The 16,445-nt window shown below is 72.1% G+C and carries 11 protein-coding genes; all 11 read left to right on the top strand.

What is annotated here, in order from left to right; translation table 11 throughout:
- Window positions 1-25 precede the first annotated feature (25 nt).
- The 11 genes from ndk (at window position 26) to DEJ43_RS11795 (ending at window position 16,312) form a co-directional block, all read left to right on the top strand.
- Window positions 26-439, top strand: a complete 414-nt coding sequence (gene ndk / locus DEJ43_RS11845) for a nucleoside-diphosphate kinase (protein WP_015033594.1) — start codon at window positions 26-28, stop codon at window positions 437-439.
- 252 nt (window positions 440-691) lie between these two features.
- Window positions 692-1,711, top strand: a complete 1,020-nt coding sequence (locus DEJ43_RS11840; protein ID WP_015033593.1) for a rod shape-determining protein — start codon at window positions 692-694, stop codon at window positions 1,709-1,711.
- Window positions 1,712-1,789: 78 nt separating this feature from the next.
- Complete coding sequence (gene mreC / locus DEJ43_RS11835) at window positions 1,790-2,800, top strand: rod shape-determining protein MreC (protein ID WP_015033592.1); 1,011 nt, start codon at window positions 1,790-1,792, stop codon at window positions 2,798-2,800.
- Entirely contained in the window at window positions 2,797-3,465 is a 669-nt protein-coding gene (gene mreD, locus DEJ43_RS11830) for a rod shape-determining protein MreD (protein WP_015033591.1), read from the top strand. Before mreC ends, mreD begins: the two co-directional genes overlap by 4 nt.
- A gap of 19 nt (window positions 3,466-3,484) precedes the next feature.
- Window positions 3,485-5,710 carry a penicillin-binding protein 2 gene (mrdA, locus tag DEJ43_RS11825; RefSeq protein ID WP_015033590.1) on the top strand — a complete coding sequence of 742 codons (2,226 nt, stop codon included), beginning with the start codon at window positions 3,485-3,487 and terminating at the stop codon, window positions 5,708-5,710.
- A gap of 4 nt (window positions 5,711-5,714) precedes the next feature.
- Entirely contained in the window at window positions 5,715-6,914 is a 1,200-nt protein-coding gene (gene rodA, locus DEJ43_RS11820) for a rod shape-determining protein RodA (RefSeq protein ID WP_015033589.1), read from the top strand.
- Window positions 6,915-6,956: 42 nt separating this feature from the next.
- Entirely contained in the window at window positions 6,957-8,474 is a 1,518-nt protein-coding gene (locus DEJ43_RS11815; protein ID WP_015033588.1) for a CYTH and CHAD domain-containing protein, read from the top strand.
- Window positions 8,475-8,526: 52 nt separating this feature from the next.
- A complete protein-coding gene (locus tag DEJ43_RS11810; protein WP_015033587.1) occupies window positions 8,527-10,458 on the top strand; it encodes a TIGR03960 family B12-binding radical SAM protein in 1,932 nt (643 codons plus the stop codon).
- 61 nt (window positions 10,459-10,519) lie between these two features.
- Window positions 10,520-11,182, top strand: a complete 663-nt coding sequence (locus DEJ43_RS11805; protein ID WP_015033586.1) for a hypothetical protein — start codon at window positions 10,520-10,522, stop codon at window positions 11,180-11,182.
- Between the two features lie 229 nt (window positions 11,183-11,411).
- Window positions 11,412-12,203, top strand: coding sequence for a TIGR03936 family radical SAM-associated protein (locus tag DEJ43_RS11800; RefSeq protein ID WP_041662388.1), 792 nt, complete (start codon window positions 11,412-11,414; stop codon window positions 12,201-12,203).
- A 233-nt stretch (window positions 12,204-12,436) separates the two neighbouring features.
- On the top strand, window positions 12,437-16,312 hold the full coding sequence (locus tag DEJ43_RS11795) for an Rne/Rng family ribonuclease (protein ID WP_071891283.1): 3,876 nt from the start codon (window positions 12,437-12,439) through the stop codon (window positions 16,310-16,312).
- Window positions 16,313-16,445 lie beyond the last annotated feature (133 nt).

Here is a 16,445-nt window from a genome sequence, read left to right as displayed (position 1 = left end):
ACCGCTTTTCCGAAGGAGTTCCCCCGTGAGCCAGCGCACGCTCGTCCTGCTCAAGCCCGACGCCGTCCGCCGTGGCCTGATCGGCGAGATCATCGGCCGTATCGAGCGCAAGGCCGGCTGGACCCTGGCGGCCCTGGAGCTGCGCGAGCTGGACCAGGAGACCCTGGAGCAGCACTACGGCGAGCACAAGGGCAAGCCCTTCTACGAGCCGCTGATGGGCTTCATGTCCTCCGGCCCCGTCGTCGCGCTCGTCGTCGAGGGCGAGCGGGTCATCGAGGGCGTCCGCCAGCTGGCCGGCCCGACCGACCCGATCGCCGCCGCGCCGGGCTCCATCCGCGGCGACTTCGGCACCATCGTCCGCGAGAACCTGATCCACGCCTCCGACTCCGAGGAGTCGGCCCTGCGCGAGCTGAAGATCTTCTTCCCGGGTCTCGTCTGAGCCGCGTCCCGCCGGTCCGGCTCTCACCCGGCCGCTGCTGACTCCACGTCAGCCGAACGCAGCACCCTGCTGGGGCGACCGAAGGAATTTCGGTCGCCCCCAGGCATATGAACGCCGATCCCGGGAACGGATCGCCGCGTCCTACCGTCACCTGTACAGAGGTGGACCACCGCGCGGTATCCGGGCGGGCGGCACTACGATGGAAAACTCCACGCCGCACCACTCTCAGCCATGGGAAACAAGGGGAACTCTATGTCGTTCATCGGCCGTGACATGGCTGTCGACCTCGGGACCGCCAACACGCTGGTGTACGTCAGGGGTCGAGGCATCGTCCTGAACGAGCCGTCGGTCGTCGCCATCAACACCAACACCGGCGGCATCCTCGCGGTCGGCGCGGAGGCGAAGAAGATGATCGGCCGGACTCCCGGCAACATCGTCGCCGTACGCCCTCTGAAGGACGGCGTGATCGCCGACTTCGAGATCACCGAGCGGATGCTCCGCTACTTCATCCTCAAGATCCACAAGCGCCGCTACCTGGCCCGTCCCCGCGTCGTCGTCTGCGTGCCCTCCGGCATCACCGGAGTCGAGCGCCGCGCCGTCATCGAGGCCTCCACCCAGGCCGGCGCCCGTCAGGTGCACATCATCGAGGAGCCCATGGCGGCGGCCATCGGCTCGGGCCTCCCGGTCCACGAGGCCACCGGCAACATGGTCGTGGACATCGGCGGCGGCACCACCGAGGTCGCCGTGATCTCCCTCGGCGGAATCGTCACGGCACAGTCGATCCGGGTCGCCGGCGACGAGCTGGACAACGCGATCATCCAGCACATCAAGAAGGAGTACTCGCTCCTCCTCGGTGAGCGCACCGCCGAGCAGATCAAGATCACCATCGGCTCCGCGTACGACATGGACAAGGACGAGCACACCGAGATCCGCGGCCGCGACCTCGTCTCCGGTCTGCCCAAGACCGTGGTCATCTCCGCCGCCGAGGTCCGCAAGGCCATCGAGGAGCCGGTCAACGCGATCGTCGACGCCGTGAAGACGACCCTCGACAAGTGCCCGCCGGAGCTCTCCGGTGACGTCATGGACCGCGGCATCGTTCTCACAGGTGGTGGCGCCCTGCTGCGCGGTCTCGACGAGCGCCTCCGCCGCGAGACCGGCATGCCGATCCACATCGCCGAGGACCCGCTGGACTCGGTGGCGCTCGGCTCCGGCAAGTGCGTGGAGGAGTTCGAGGCCCTCCAGCAGGTCCTCGACGCCCAGCCGCGCCGCTAGCACCACCCGTACGGCCCCACGAGAGAACAACCGCACAGCCGAACAACCGAACCACGAGGAAAGGCACGGCCGCCGCACGTGAGGGACACACGAGAGAGCCGGCTGCTCCTGGTGCTGCTGATCGCCATCGCGTTCGCACTGATCACGGTGGACATCCGCGGCGGTCAGGAGTCACCCGTCGACGGTGCCCGGCAGGCCGCAGCGGCGGTCTTCGGGCCGGTCGAGAACGGTGTGGCGGCCGCCGTCGACCCCATCGGCAACGCCATAGGCGCGGTCCGGGACTCCGGCGAGCGGCACACCCGGATCGCCGCCCTGGAGAAGGAGAACGCCGAACTCAAGGCCGAGCTCGGCAGCGACGACCGCAACCGCAACCGGCTGCGGGAGCTCGACGCCATGCTGAAGACCGCGGGCGCCGGGCAGTACGGCATCAAGGGCGCGCAGGTCATCGCCATAGGAGCGGCCCAGGGCTTCTCCTGGACCGTGACCGTCGACGTCGGCGCCCGCGACGGCATCAAGCGGGACATGACCGTCCTCAACGGCTCCGGCCTCGTCGGCCGCGTCACCACCGTCGGCCCGTCCACCTCCACCGTCCTCCTCGCCAACGACCCCGACTTCACCGTCGGCACGCGCATGGAGAAGTCCGACGAACTCGGCTTCGCCACCGGCCAGGGCGACCGTCCGCTGCTCGTGCAGCTGCTCAACGGCAAGGCCAAGGTGAAGCCGGGCGACCGGCTCGTCACCTTCGGCTCGCGCGCCGACAAGCCCTTCGTGCCCGGCGTCCCGGTCGGCGAGGTCGTCCGCGTCGACCCCGCGGGCGGCGGCCTGACCCGCAACATCTACGTTCGCCCGTACGTCGGCTTCACCAAGCTCGACATCGTCGGCGTCGTCGTCCAGGCCCCCCGCTCCGACCCGCGCGACACGGTCCTGCCGCAGAAGCCCAAGCCCGCGCCGACCGTCACCGTGACGGTCACGCCACCCCCACCGGACGGACAGGCAGCTGACGGACGGGCAGCCGACGGACAGCGCGACCAGCAGGGCCAGAACCAGCGGAACCAGCAGGGCCAGGACCAGGGGGACCCGACACCGTGAAGTTCAACCGGATCCTCCTCTCCGCCACCCTGATCGTGGTGGCCCTGGTCGTGCAGGTCTCCGTGCTCGCCCGGCTCCAGCTCCCCGGCGCCGTCCCCGACCTGGTGCTGCTCACCGTGGTCGGCCTGGCCCTGGTGTACGGGCCGGTCAGCGGCTCGCTCATCGGCTTCAGCGCCGGCCTCCTCGCCGACCTGGCCCCGCCCGCCGACCACGCCGCAGGACGCTACGCCCTCGTGCTCTGCGTCATCGGCTACCTCGTCGGCCTGGCCCGCCCGGAGAACGGCCGGCTCACCTCCGCGACCGGCCCCATGGCCGTCGTCGTCGTGGCGGCCGTCGGCTCCACCCTGCTGTACGCGGGGGTGGGCGCCCTCGTCGGCGACACCGCCGCCCGCCATGTCGGCCTCGGCTTCCTGCTGTTCACCGCCGCCGTGTACGACCTGCTCCTCGCGCCGTTCACGGTGCCGCTCATCATGGCCCTCGCCAGACGCGCGGAGAACGACCCGCTCGCCGACGCCGGCGGCGGCAACGGCGCCGACGTCGCGTCCGGCTGGCTCTCCTCCGGCACCGGCCTGAGGATCGGCAACCAGCGCGGCGGCCTGCGCGTGAAGACCGCCCGGAGCCGCGCCTCACGGGCCGGACGCATCAAGGGAGTCAAGCGACTGTGACCGAGGGGGCACCGGCGGTATGAGCAACATCCCCGAGACAGGGCGGACCCCGCGGGTCCAGATCCGGCTCGTCGTCATCCAGATCCTCGTCTTCTCGCTGCTGCTGACCCTGGGGGGCCGGCTCTGGTACCTCCAGATCCGCAACGGCAAGGAGTACACGGACGAGGCCAAGAACAACCACGTCCAGCAGGTCGTGCAGCCCGCCGTGCGCGGCTCGCTCCTCGACGCCCGCGGCGTGCCGCTCGCCGACAACGAGACCCGGCTCGTGGTCTCCGCGTCCCGCACCGAGCTGATGAAGATGAAGGACGACGGCAAGGCCGTCCTCACCAGGCTCGCCGGCGTCCTCGACATGAAGCCCGACGAGGTCATCAACAAGATCCGGCTCTGCGACTCCAAGACCCCCAAGCCCTGCTGGAACGGTTCGCCCTACCAGCCGATCCCGGTCACCGACGAGGCCACCACCCAGCAGGCCCTGCAGATCCGCGAGCGCGCCGAGGACTTCCCCGGCATCACCGCCGAACCCACCGCCGTACGCCGCTACCCGGCCCCCGGCAAGTCCCGCACCTCGCAGGTCCTCGGCTACCTCTCGCCCGTCACCGACGCGGAGATCGAGAAGGCCAAGGACACCGACTCGCCGTTCCTCCGCTCCGACCAGGTCGGCCGCTCCGGCCTCGAACGCACCTACGACAAGGAGTTGCGCGGCAAGGCCGGCGTCACCCGCTACGAGGTCGACAACCTCGGCCGGGTCATCGGCCAGGCCAAGAGCGACCCCGCCGTACCCGGCTCCAACGTCGTCACCTCCATCGACGCCCGCGTACAGGCGGTCGCCGAATGGGAGCTGCACAACGCGATGGTGGAGGCCCGCAAGACGTACGACAAGAACACCAGCGAGAACTACAAGGCGGACGCCGGCGCCGTCGTCGTCATGGAGACGAAGACCGGCCGGGTCGTCGCCATGGCCTCGCAGCCGGACTACGACCCCAACGCCTGGGTCGGCGGCATCTCGGCCAAGGACTACGCGGCCCTCACCGGCAAGGACTCCAACTTCCCGCTGCTCAACCGGGCCATCCAGGGCCAGGCCGCCCCCGGCTCGATCTTCAAGGTCATCCCGACGACCGCCGCCGTCAACGCCGGATACGACTTCAACGGGCGCTACCCGTGCCCCTCCTCGTACTCCATCGGCAACCAGGTCTTCAAGAACTTCGAGTCCCAGGGGCACGGCTCCATCACCCTCGGCCAGGCCCTCGAAGTCTCCTGCGACACCGTCTACTACGCCCTCTCCCACCAGCAGTGGCAGAAGGACGGCGGCATGAAGCCGAAGAAGGACGCCAAGGACTGGTTCTACAAGACGGCCCATCAGTTCGGCCTCGGCGCCGAGACCGGCATCGACCTCCCCAACGAGGTCACCGGCCGCGTCCCCGACCGGAAGTGGAAGCAGGACTTCTGGGCGGCCAACAAGGACTACTGGTGCCGCGTCGGCAAGAAGGGCGGCACGTACGTCCAGCAGCTCTCGTACGAGAACTGCCTCGAAGGCAACCTGATGCGCGCCGGTGACTCCGTCAACTACTCCATCGGCCAGGGCGACACCCTCGTCACCCCCATCCAGATGGCCACCATCTACGCCGCCATCGCCAACGGCGGCACCCTCTTCAACCCCACCGTCGGCAAGGCCATCATCAGCCCCGACGGCAAGAAGGTCACCGAGATCAAGCCCAAGGCGCACGGCAAGCTCCCCATGGACGCCAAGACGCAGGCCTTGATAGAGGAGGCCCTCGCGGGAGTCGCCACCCGCGGTACGGCCGCCTGGCGGTTCGGCGGCTGGCCGCAGGACAAGATCCCGATGCACGCCAAGACGGGTACCGCCGAGGTCTACGGCAAGCAGACGACCTCCTGGTTCGCCACGTACACCAAGGACTACGCGATCGTCATGACGATCTCCCAGGGTGGTACGGGCTCCGGCGCCTCGGGCCCCGCCGTCCGCAACATCTACGACGCGCTCTACGGACTCGACGACGCCGGCAACCAGGACCTCAAGCGGGCCCTGCTGCCGCGGCCGCAGCAGAGCCTCCCCAAGATCGAGGCCGACGGCTCCATCGACGCCCCGAAGATCAAGCCGTACGACCCCGAAGTCGGCAAGATCGACCCGAACGCGCCGAAGACGCCCGACGGCGCCGACCCGGCGAAGAAGCCGGACGACGACGACCAGACGCTCGCGGGCCCGCCCGCCGGCCGCCTGAGGGACTGAGCCCATGACCGCACCCCACGGCTTCTCCGTCTCCCGGTACGCCCCCGAACGCGGCACGCTCGCCAAGCTGACCGCCCGCGACTCGGTGCTCCGCCGCCTCGACTGGCCGATACTGCTCTCCGCGCTCGCGCTCTCCTTCATCGGCGCGCTGCTCGTCTGGTCCGCCACCCGCGGCCGCACCGAGCTCAACCAGGGCGACCCCTACTACTTCCTGTTCCGGCACGCGCTCAACACCGGAATCGGCGTCGCCCTGATGATCGGCACGATCTGGCTCGGCCACCGCACCCTGCGCGGCGCGGTCCCGGTCCTCTACGGCCTGTCCGTCCTGCTGATCCTCGCCGTCCTCACCCCGCTCGGCGCCACCATCAACGGCGCCCACGCGTGGATCGTCATCGGCGGCGGCTTCTCCCTCCAGCCCAGCGAGTTCGTGAAGATCACGATCATCCTGGTGATGGCGATGCTGCTGGCCGCGAAGGTCGACGCCGGCGACCAGCTCCACCCCGACCACCGCACCGTCGCCAAGGCCCTCGCCCTGGCCGCGCTCCCGATGGGCATCGTCATGCTGATGCCCGACCTCGGCTCGGTCATGGTCATGGCCGTCATCGTGCTCGGCGTGCTCCTCGCCTCCGGCGCCTCCAACCGCTGGGTCCTCGGCCTGATCGGCGCCGGCATCGGAGGCGCGGTCCTGGTCACCGCGCTCGGCATGCTCGACGAGTACCAGATCAACCGCTTCGCGGCCTTCGCCAACCCCGACCTCGACCCGGCGGGCGTCGGCTACAACACCAACCAGGCCAGGATCGCGATCGGCTCCGGCGGCCTCCTCGGCGCCGGACTCTTCAAGGGCTCCCAGACCACCGGCCAGTTCGTGCCCGAACAGCAGACCGACTTCGTCTTCACCGTGGCCGGCGAGGAACTCGGCTTCGTCGGCGCCGGCCTGATCCTGGTGCTCCTCGGCGTCGTCCTCTGGCGCGCCTGCCGGATCGCCCGCGAGACCACCGAGCTCTACGGCACGGTCGTCGCGGCCGGCATCATCGCCTGGTTCGCCTTCCAGTCCTTCGAGAACATCGGCATGACCCTCGGCATCATGCCGGTCGCCGGACTGCCGCTGCCGTTCGTCTCCTACGGCGGATCGTCGATGTTCGCCGTATGGGTGGCGATCGGACTGCTCCAGTCGATCAGGGTGCAGCGGCCGATGACGGCCTGAGGCGCACTCCCGCTCCGTTCGCTTCCCGTCTAGATTCGATTCATGGCGGACACGAAGCGAGAGATCGAGCGGAAGTACGAAGCCACTCCCCGGACCGCGCTCCCGGACCTGACCCGGGCGGCCGGGGTGGCCTCCGTCACGGACGAGGGCGTCACCGAACTCGACGCCGTCTACTACGACACCCCCGACCTGCGGCTCGCCGCCGACGCACTCACCCTGCGGCGCCGCACCGGGGGAGCCGACGCCGGCTGGCACCTCAAGTTCCCCGTCGCCTCCGGCATCCGCGACGAGATCAGAGCCCCGCTCTCGGACACGCTCCCGCGGTCCCTGGCGGGGCTCCTGCGTTCCCGGGTCCGCGACGGCGAGGTCGTCCCCGTCGTCCGGCTCCGCTCCGCCCGCGACGTCCGCCACCTCCACGACGCCGACGGCGCCCTCCTCGCCGAACTCTCCGTGGACGCCGTCCACGCCGAACGCCTCACCGGCGGCGGCGAGACCGCCTGGACCGAGATCGAGGTCGAACTCGCCGACGACACCGACCCGGCGATCCTCGACGCCGTCGAGAAACGCCTCAGGAAGGCCGGCATCCGGCCCTCGGACGCGCCGTCGAAACTGGCCCGGGCCCTCGCCGAGACCGGTCCCGAACCCCAGGCGCCCCCGGTCCAGCCCGGGACCCCCGGCACCGCCGGAGCCGCCGTCCTCGCCTACGTACGCGCACAGGTCGACGCGATCGTCGCCCACGACCCCGCCGTACGCCGGGACCTCCCCGACGCCGTCCACCAGCTGCGGGTCGCCTGCCGCCGGCTGCGCAGCGCCTTCAAGACCTACCGCAAGGTCCTCGACCGGGAGGTCACCGACCCGATCGGCGAGGAGCTGAAGTGGCTCGCCGGCGAGCTCGGGGTCGCCCGGGACCAGGAAGTCCTCGACGAACGGCTCCGCGCCCGCCTCGACGACCTGCCCCGCACCCTCCTCCTCGGCCCGGCCCGCGCCCGGCTCCGCCGACGCGACGCCGCCCACGGCCGGAACGCCCGGCGCCAGGTCCTCGCCGCCCTCGACTCCGCCCGCTACCTCGACCTCCTCGGCCGGCTCGACGCGCTCCTCGCCGGCCCGCCCCTGCGCGCGGACGCCGAAGGCACCGCCCACGGCGTCCTCGCCGCCGCCGTCCGCAAGGACCACGACCGCCTCGCCCGCCGGATCGGGCGCGCCGTCGCCCTCGACCCCGGCCACGAGCGCGACCTCGCCCTCCACGAGGCCCGCAAGGCCGCCAAACGCGCCCGGTACGCGGCGGAGGCAGCCCGCCCCACCCTCGGGAAACCCGCCAGGAAACTGGCGAAGCGGGTCAAGGCCGTGCAGAGCCTGCTCGGCGAGCACCAGGACGCCGTGGTCGCCCGCGACGCCCTGCGCGAGCTCGCGATCGTCGCCCACGGGGCCGGCGAATCGGCCTTCACCTGGGGACTTCTGTACGGCCGCGAGGAGGCGGCCGCCGACGCGGCCGAACGCGAGCTCCCCGCGGTCTGGGCCAGGGCGTCGGCCCCGGAACTCACGGCGGCTCTGACCCGCTGAGCACCGGGGTACGCTTGAGAGTCGCCCCCCTGCCAGCTCACGAAGGTTCGAGATGTCTGCTGCCGAGTCTGTCTTCCCGCAGCTCGAAGCTCTGCTCCCGCACGTGCAGAAGCCGATTCAGTACGTCGGTGGAGAGCTGAACTCCACGGTCAAGCCGTGGGAGTCCGCCGATGTCCGCTGGGCGCTGATGTACCCGGACGCGTACGAGGTCGGTCTGCCCAACCAGGGCGTCATGATCCTGTACGAGGTGCTCAACGAGCGCGAGGGCGTCCTCGCCGAGCGCACCTACAGCGTCTGGCCGGACCTCGAGGAGCTGATGCGGGAGCACGGCGTCCCGCAGTTCACGGTCGACTCGCACCGCCCGGTCTCGGCGTTCGACGTCTTCGGCCTGAGCTTCTCCACCGAGCTCGGCTACACGAACATGCTCACCGCCCTCGACCTGGCAGGCATCCCGCTGGAGTCGAAGGACCGCACCGTCGACCACCCGATCGTCCTCGCGGGCGGCCACGCGGCCTTCAACCCGGAGCCGATCGCGGACTTCATCGACGCCGCGATCATCGGCGACGGCGAGCAGGCCGTCCTCGACATGACCGAGATCATCCGCGCCTGGAAGGCCGAGGGCAGGCCGGGCGGCCGCGAGGAGGTCCTCTTCCGCCTCGCGCGGACCGGCTCGGTGTACATCCCGCGGTTCTACGACGTGGAGTACCTGCCGGACGGCCGCATCGGCCGTGTCGTCCCCAACAAGTCGGGCGTCCCCTGGCGCGTGTCCAAGCACACCGTCATGGACCTCGACGAGTGGCCGTACCCCAAGCAGCCCCTCGTGCCGCTCGCGGAGACCGTCCACGAGCGCATGTCCGTCGAGATCTTCCGCGGCTGCACCCGCGGCTGCCGCTTCTGCCAGGCCGGCATGATCACGCGCCCCGTGCGGGAGCGAAGCATCACCGGCATCGGCGAGATGGTCGAGAAGGGCCTCAAGGCGACGGGCTTCGAGGAGGTCGGCCTCCTCTCGCTGTCCTCCGCGGACCACTCCGAGATCGGTGACATCGCGAAGGGCCTGGCGGACCGCTACACGGAGGACAAGGTGGGCCTGTCCCTCCCGTCCACCCGTGTCGACGCGTTCAACGTCGACCTGGCCAACGAGCTGACCCGCAACGGGCGCCGCTCCGGCCTCACCTTCGCCCCCGAGGGCGGCTCCGAGCGCATGCGCAAGGTCATCAACAAGATGGTCTCGGAGGAGGACCTCATCCGGACCGTCTCCACCGCGTACGGCAACGGCTGGCGCCAGGTGAAGCTGTACTTCATGTGCGGCCTGCCGACGGAGACCGACGAGGACGTCCTGCAGATCGCCGACATGGCGATGAACGTGATCGCCGAGGGCCGCAAGGTCTCCGGCCAGAACGACATCCGCTGCACCGTCTCCATCGGCGGCTTCGTGCCCAAGCCGCACACCCCCTTCCAGTGGGCCCCGCAGCTGTCGGCCGAGGAGACGGACGAGCGGCTGCGCAAGCTCCGCGACAAGATCCGCGGCGACAAGAAGTACGGCCGCTCGATCGGCTTCCGCTACCACGACGGCAAGCCCGGCATCGTCGAGGGCCTCCTCTCCCGCGGCGACCGCCGCATCGGCGCGGTCATCCGCGCGGTGTACGAGGACGGCGGCCGCTTCGACGGCTGGCGTGAGCACTTCTCGTACGACCGCTGGATGGCCTGCGCCGAGAAGACGCTGCCCGAGTTCGGCGTCGACGTCGCCTGGTACACCACCCGCGAGCGCACCTACGAGGAGGTCCTGCCCTGGGACCACCTGGACTCCGGTCTCGACAAGGACTGGCTCTGGGAGGACTGGCAGGACTCGCTCGACGAGACCGAGGTCGAGGACTGCCGCTGGACCCCGTGCTTCGACTGCGGCGTCTGCCCGCAGATGGACACCCACATCCAGATCGGCCCCACCGGCAAGAAGCTGCTGCCGCTGACGGTCGTCAACCAGTAACGCTTGAGTGACGGCCCGGCGAAGGGGAAACCCTTCGCCGGGCCGTCGCGTCATTTCCGACATGAACACGGAGAAGACCAGGTCGCAGCCGCCGAACCAGCCCACGGGCTGCCTCACCGGGGTGGCCCGCGTGATCGCCCTCGTGGTGGTCCTGCCCGTCCGGCTGGTGTGGGACGCCCTGGTCTTCTGCCTGGAGCTGCTCTGGCGCTGGGTCCTCGCCCCGGTCGGCCGCGCCCTCGGATGGCTCATCCACCACCTGGTCGTGATCCCGCTGCGGTTCCTGTGGGAGTGGGTGATCGTGCCCGTCGGACGGGCCCTGTGGTGGGCGATGGACCTGCTCGTCGTCACCCCGCTGACATGGCTCTGGCGCTGGGTGCTGCTCCCCGTCCTCAAGGCGCTGTGGTGGGTCGTCGACCTGCTGGTCGTCACCCCCCTCGGCTGGCTCTGGCGTCATGTGCTCGCGCCCGTCGGCCGCGCCGTCGGCGCCGCCCTCGCCTGGGCCTGGGGCGTGGCCGGCCGGATCTCGTCGGCCGTCGCACGGGCCCTCGGCTGGGTGCTGTGGAACGCCGTCGGCCGGCCCCTCGCCTGGACCTACCGGGTCGTCCTCACCCCGCTCGGCCACTGGCTGCGGGCGTGGGTGTGGCGGCCCGCCGCCGCCGTCGCGCGGGCCGTGCGCGCCGCGGCCAGGGAGGTGCGGGTCGCCCTCTTCGGCGGACCCCGCTGACCCCGCCCGGGGAACCGGAGGTGGCCCGGGCGCGTACTCTGGGTAGTACAACGAACGTCCCCGGCGCGGCGCCCGCCCCCGAGATCTCCCTGCGGAAGCGGGGGTGAACCGGGCGGGACCCCCAGGGCCACCCGTACATCTCGTGGTCGGCGCCACCCGCGCCGCCCCGCACCGAGGAGAAGAACCACTGGGCAAGCGACAGCCCGAAGGCCCGCCGCCCGCACCGGCGGTGCAGCGCATCCGACTGCGCTACACCAAGCGCGGCCGCCTCCGGTTCACCAGCCACCGTGACTTCCAGCGCGCTTTCGAGCGTGCGCTGCGCCGTGCCGAGGTGCCCATGGCGTACTCGGCCGGCTTCACCCCGCACCCCAAGGTGTCGTACGCCAACGCCGCCCCCACGGGCACGGGCTCCGAGGCCGAGTACCTGGAGATCGCCCTCACCGAGGCGCGTGACCCGGAGACCCTGCGGGTCCTGCTCGACGAGTCCCTCCCGGCCGGCCTCGACATCACCGACGCCGTCGAGGCCCGCACCTCGGGTCTCGCCGACCGGCTCACCGCCTCCGTGTGGGAGCTGCGGCTCGAAGGCGTCACCGTCGAGGACGCGGAAAAGGCCGCCGAGGCGTTTCTCGCGGCCGAGTCCGTGGAAGTACAGCGCAAGACCAAGAACGGCGTCCGTACCTTCGACGCGCGTTCCGCGGTCACCGAGCTGACGGCAGCCGCTCCCCAGGGCGATCCCCAGGGTGATAGGCCGCTGGACAGCGCCTGTGCGATACTGCGCCTGGTTGTTCGGCACGTGACACCTGCCGTGCGACCCGACGACGTCCTGTCCGGTCTCCGAGCTGTGGCCGACCTGGCGCCGCCGGTCCCCGCTGCGGTGACCAGGCTGGCGCAGGGGCTCTTCGACGAGGAGTCCGGCACGGTGACCGACCCGCTCGCGCCCGACCGCGAGGCAGTCACGGCCGCATCTACCACGGCCGCCGCGACCGCTTCTGCGACGGCGCCGGGTGCCGGCACCGCGTAGGGAGCGGTCGTTGTAGCGCAGCCCTGGTACTCGGGAGCCACCTGGGTCGGGCAGCGCACTGACCAGGAGACTTTCGCCAGGCCGTCCGCACAGGGCGTACGGAACCGGCGAGCCAGACATAGAGCTCCCGTGCGGCGCCCGCGCCCCGGACGGCGGCACCGCGCCTCAGGCGTGACCGTGCCGCCGGACCGGAACCAGACGCGGCGCCCGGGAGCGTGACGGGAGAACCCCGCATGCTCGAGTCCAACGAAGACACCAATGCCCCCGGTGACAAGCTGCCGCCGCGCCGCAGGCGCCGCGCCGCTTCCCGCCCCGCCGGTCCGCCGGTGACCGGCGCCACCGCGGAGCCCACCGAGATCACCGAGACCACGGCGGCCGCCGAGGCTCCCGCCGTGGAGGCCGCCCCGGCCGAGGCCGAGGCCCCCGCGCCGCGGACCCGCCGCCGCGCCACCCGCAAGGCCACCGCACCGGCCGGCGCGCCCGCCGCCGAGGAGACCCCGGAGCCGGTCGTGGAGACCGCCGCCGCTCCGGCCGAGGCCGTCGAGGAGGCCCCCGAGGCCGCCCCGGCCCGTCCGCGCCGCCGTGCCACCCGTAAGGCCACCTCGCCGGTGACCTCCCCGGCCGCCGCCGAGGAGACCGCCGAGACCACGGTGGCCGCCGAGGCCCCCGCCGCCGAGGCCCCCGCCGTGGAGGCCGCCCCGGCCGAGGCCGAGGCCCCCGCGCCGCGGACCCGCCGCCGCGCCACCCGCAAGGCCACCGCACCGGCCGGGGCGCCCGCCGTCGAGGAGACCGTCGTCGAGGCGCCCGCCGCCGCGCCCGTCGCCGAGGCCGTGGAGGAGACCGCCGCGCCCGCGCCGCGGACCCGCCGCCGCGCCACCCGTCAGGCCGCCTCGCCCGAGGCCGCCGCCGAGACCGCCGTCACCGGCGAGTCGCTGCCCTCCTCGACCGTCGCGCAGATCGCCGCCGAGGAGACCGAGGTCACCGCCGCCGAGACCGCCGCCACCCGTGGCCGCGGCCGCCGTCGCGCGACCTCCCCCCAGTTCACCTCCGAGCCGGCCCCGGCCCGCGAGCCGCGCGGCCGTGCCGCGCGTCCCTCCGTCGCCGTCTTCCAGGCACCGGTCTTCACCGAGCCGATGTTCCAGACCCCGGAGACGGCCGCCGCGGCCGCCGCCGCCGCGGTGGAGCCGGAGGACGAGGAGCTCGTCGAGGAGACGGAGGCCGCCCCGGCCGAGGCCGTGGAGGCCCCCGAGCCCGTCGAGACCGGCTCCCGCCGTCGTCGTCGCCGTCGCGGCGAGCCCGTCGCCGTCGAGCCCGTCCCGGCCACCGTCGCCGACGAGCCCGAGGTCGAGGCCGTCGCCGACGAGATCGAGGGCGACGAGGACACCGCGGCCGCCGAGGCCGAGGAGTCGGACGAGTACGAGGACCGCCCGTCCCGCCGTCGCCGTCGTGGCGGCCGTCGCCGCCGTCGCGGTGAGCTCACCGAGGCCGAGGAGTCCGAGGAGGGCGAGGAGCCGCGCTCCGACGACTCCGACGAGACCGAGGAGACCGAGGACGGCGAGGAGGAGCACGAGGAGGCCGAGGCCTTCGGCGGCGGCTCCAGCAGCTCCCGCCGCCGTCGCCGTCGCCGCCGTCGCAGCGGGGACGCCTCCGCCGACGTCGAGGGCGCCGACGAGGAAGGCGTCCGCACGGTCGTCAAGGTCCGCGAGCCCCGCCCGGCCCGCGAGAAGGCCGAGCCCGGCACCGGCGCCGACGAGGTCCAGTCCATCAAGGGCTCGACCCGCCTCGAGGCCAAGAAGCAGCGCCGCCGCGAGGGCCGCGAGCAGGGCCGCCGCCGCGTCCCGATCATCACCGAGGCCGAGTTCCTGGCCCGCCGCGAGGCCGTCGAGCGCGTCATGGTCGTCCGCCAGAGCGGCGAGCGCACCCAGATCGGCGTCCTGGAAGACAACGTGCTCGTCGAGCACTACGTCAACAAGGAGCAGGCCACCTCGTACGTCGGCAACGTCTACCTGGGCAAGGTCCAGAACGTCCTGCCGTCCATGGAGGCCGCCTTCGTCGACATCGGCAAGGGCCGCAACGCCGTCCTGTACGCCGGTGAGGTCAACTTCGAGGCGCTCGGCATGGGCAACGGCCCGCGCCGCATCGAGACCGCCCTCAAGTCCGGCCAGTCGGTCCTCGTCCAGGTGACGAAGGACCCGATCGGCCACAAGGGCGCCCGTCTGACCAGCCAGGTCTCCCTGCCGGGCCGCTACCTCGTGTACGTCCCCGAGGGCTCGATGACCGGCATCAGCCGCAAGCTCCCGGACACCGAGCGCGCCCGTCTCAAGACCATCCTCAAGAAGATCGTCCCCGAGGACGCGGGCGTCATCGTGCGCACCGCCGCCGAGGGCGCGAGCGAGGACGAGCTGCGCCGTGACGTCGAGCGACTGCAGGCGCAGTGGGAGGACATCCAGAAGAAGGCGAAGAGCGGCAACGCCCCGACGCTGCTCTACGGCGAGCCGGACATGACCGTCCGGGTCGTCCGCGACATCTTCAACGAGGACTTCTCCAAGGTCATCGTCAGCGGTGACGAGGCGTGGGAGACCATCCACGGCTACGTCCACCACGTCGCCCCGGACCTGACCGACCGCCTGTCCAAGTGGACGAGCGAGGTCGACGTCTTCGCGACGTACCGGATCGACGAGCAGCTGATGAAGGCGCTCGACCGCAAGGTCTGGCTGCCCAGCGGCGGCTCGCTGGTGATCGACAAGACCGAGGCGATGATCGTCGTCGACGTCAACACCGGCAAGTTCACCGGCCAGGGCGGCAACCTCGAAGAGACCGTGACGAGGAACAACCTCGAAGCGGCCGAGGAGATCGTGCGCCAGCTGCGCCTCCGTGACCTCGGCGGCATCGTCGTCATCGACTTCATCGACATGGTCCTGGAGTCCAACCGCGACCTTGTCCTGCGTCGCCTCCTGGAGTGCCTGGGCCGGGACCGGACCAAGCACCAGGTGGCCGAGGTCACCTCGCTGGGCCTGGTGCAGATGACCCGCAAGCGGGTCGGCCAGGGCCTCCTCGAGTCCTTCTCGGAGACCTGCGTCCACTGCAACGGCCGCGGTGTCATCGTGCACATGGAGCAGCCGACCACCGCCGGTGGCGGTGGCGGCGGCAAGCGCTCGAAGAAGCGCGGCCGCGGCGGCGCCGAGCACGTCCACGAGCACGAGCACGCCGAGGCGCCGGAGGCCCTGGAGGCCGCCGAGACCGAGACCGAGGCCGAGGTCGCCGCCGAACTGGCCGCCCCGGTCGCCCTGCCCGAGCCGATCGGCGCGGACGAGGAGCTGTACGGCTCCGTCGCCGAGGCGGAGGCGGCCGCCACGCGCGGCCGTGGCCGCCGTCGCGCCACCCGCCGGGTGTCCGCGCCGGTCGCCACGCGGCCGGTGGTGGAGACCGAGGCGGTCGACTTCGAGCCGACGCCGAAGGCCGAGCCGACGCCGGAGCCGGTGGCGACGCCGGAGCCGGTCGCCGAGCCGGTCGTCGAGGCGGTCGTCGAGACCGTCACGGCGCCGGTCGCCGAGCCGGTGGCCGAGGAGGCCGCCCCGGCCCCGCGCGGCCGTCGCCGGGCCACCCGCCGGGCGACCTCCCCGGTCGTCTCGACCTCGGAGCCGGCCGCCGCGCCGGTCGTCGTCGAGCCGGTCGTCGAGGCCGCCCCGGAGCCGGAGCCCGTCGTGGCGCCGGAGCCGGCCGCCGAGGCCGTCGCCGAGCCGGTCGCCGAGCCCGTGGTGGAGGACGCCCCCGTGGCCGCCCCGCCGCGTGCCCGCCGCCGGGTGGTCCGTAAGGCCACCGCTCCCGCCGGTTCGCCCTCGGGCGCCGAGGAGGCGGCCGTCGTCGTGGTGACCACGGCCCCGGCCGAGGCTCCCGCGGAGGCCGCCACCGAGGCCGAGGCCGAGGCCGAGCCCGCCCCCGTCAAGAAGACGGCGGCGCGCAAGACCGCGGCGAAGAAGACCACGGCCAAGAAGGCCGCCACCAAGAAGACGGCGGCGACCAAGAAGACCGCGGCGAAGAAGACCACCGCCAAGAAGGCCCCGGCCAAGAAGGCGGCGGAGAAGACCGCCGCCCCGGCCCAGGACTGACCGGCGGGTACGGGCCGCCCCCTGCCGGGGCGGCCCGTACCGCACGGGCGAATTTGACCCTCCCAGGCAGCCGCCCGTAACCTAGACCGTCGGCGTGTCTATCGACGCGCCGCGCCTCTGAGCACCTCCCTCC

Source organism: Streptomyces venezuelae ATCC 10712, assembly GCF_008639165.1.
GTDB lineage: Bacteria > Actinomycetota > Actinomycetes > Streptomycetales > Streptomycetaceae > Streptomyces > Streptomyces venezuelae.
Note: the sequence above shows the minus strand (reverse complement) of the source record. Positions and strands in the feature narration are given on the sequence as shown.

What these genes read in the sequence shown, in the direction of transcription:
- DEJ43_RS11815 (WP_015033588.1), top strand. Translation starts at nt 6,957, where the DNA reads ATGGCGGACACGAAGCGAGAGATCGAGCGGAAGTACGAAGCCACTCCC.
- DEJ43_RS11805 (WP_015033586.1), top strand. Translation starts at nt 10,520, where the DNA reads ATGAACACGGAGAAGACCAGGTCGCAGCCGCCGAACCAGCCCACGGGC.
- mrdA (WP_015033590.1), top strand. Translation starts at nt 3,485, where the DNA reads ATGAGCAACATCCCCGAGACAGGGCGGACCCCGCGGGTCCAGATCCGG.
- DEJ43_RS11795 (WP_071891283.1), top strand. Translation starts at nt 12,437, where the DNA reads ATGCTCGAGTCCAACGAAGACACCAATGCCCCCGGTGACAAGCTGCCG.
- DEJ43_RS11810 (WP_015033587.1), top strand. Translation starts at nt 8,527, where the DNA reads ATGTCTGCTGCCGAGTCTGTCTTCCCGCAGCTCGAAGCTCTGCTCCCG.
- DEJ43_RS11840 (WP_015033593.1), top strand. Translation starts at nt 692, where the DNA reads ATGTCGTTCATCGGCCGTGACATGGCTGTCGACCTCGGGACCGCCAAC.
- rodA (WP_015033589.1), top strand. Translation starts at nt 5,715, where the DNA reads ATGACCGCACCCCACGGCTTCTCCGTCTCCCGGTACGCCCCCGAACGC.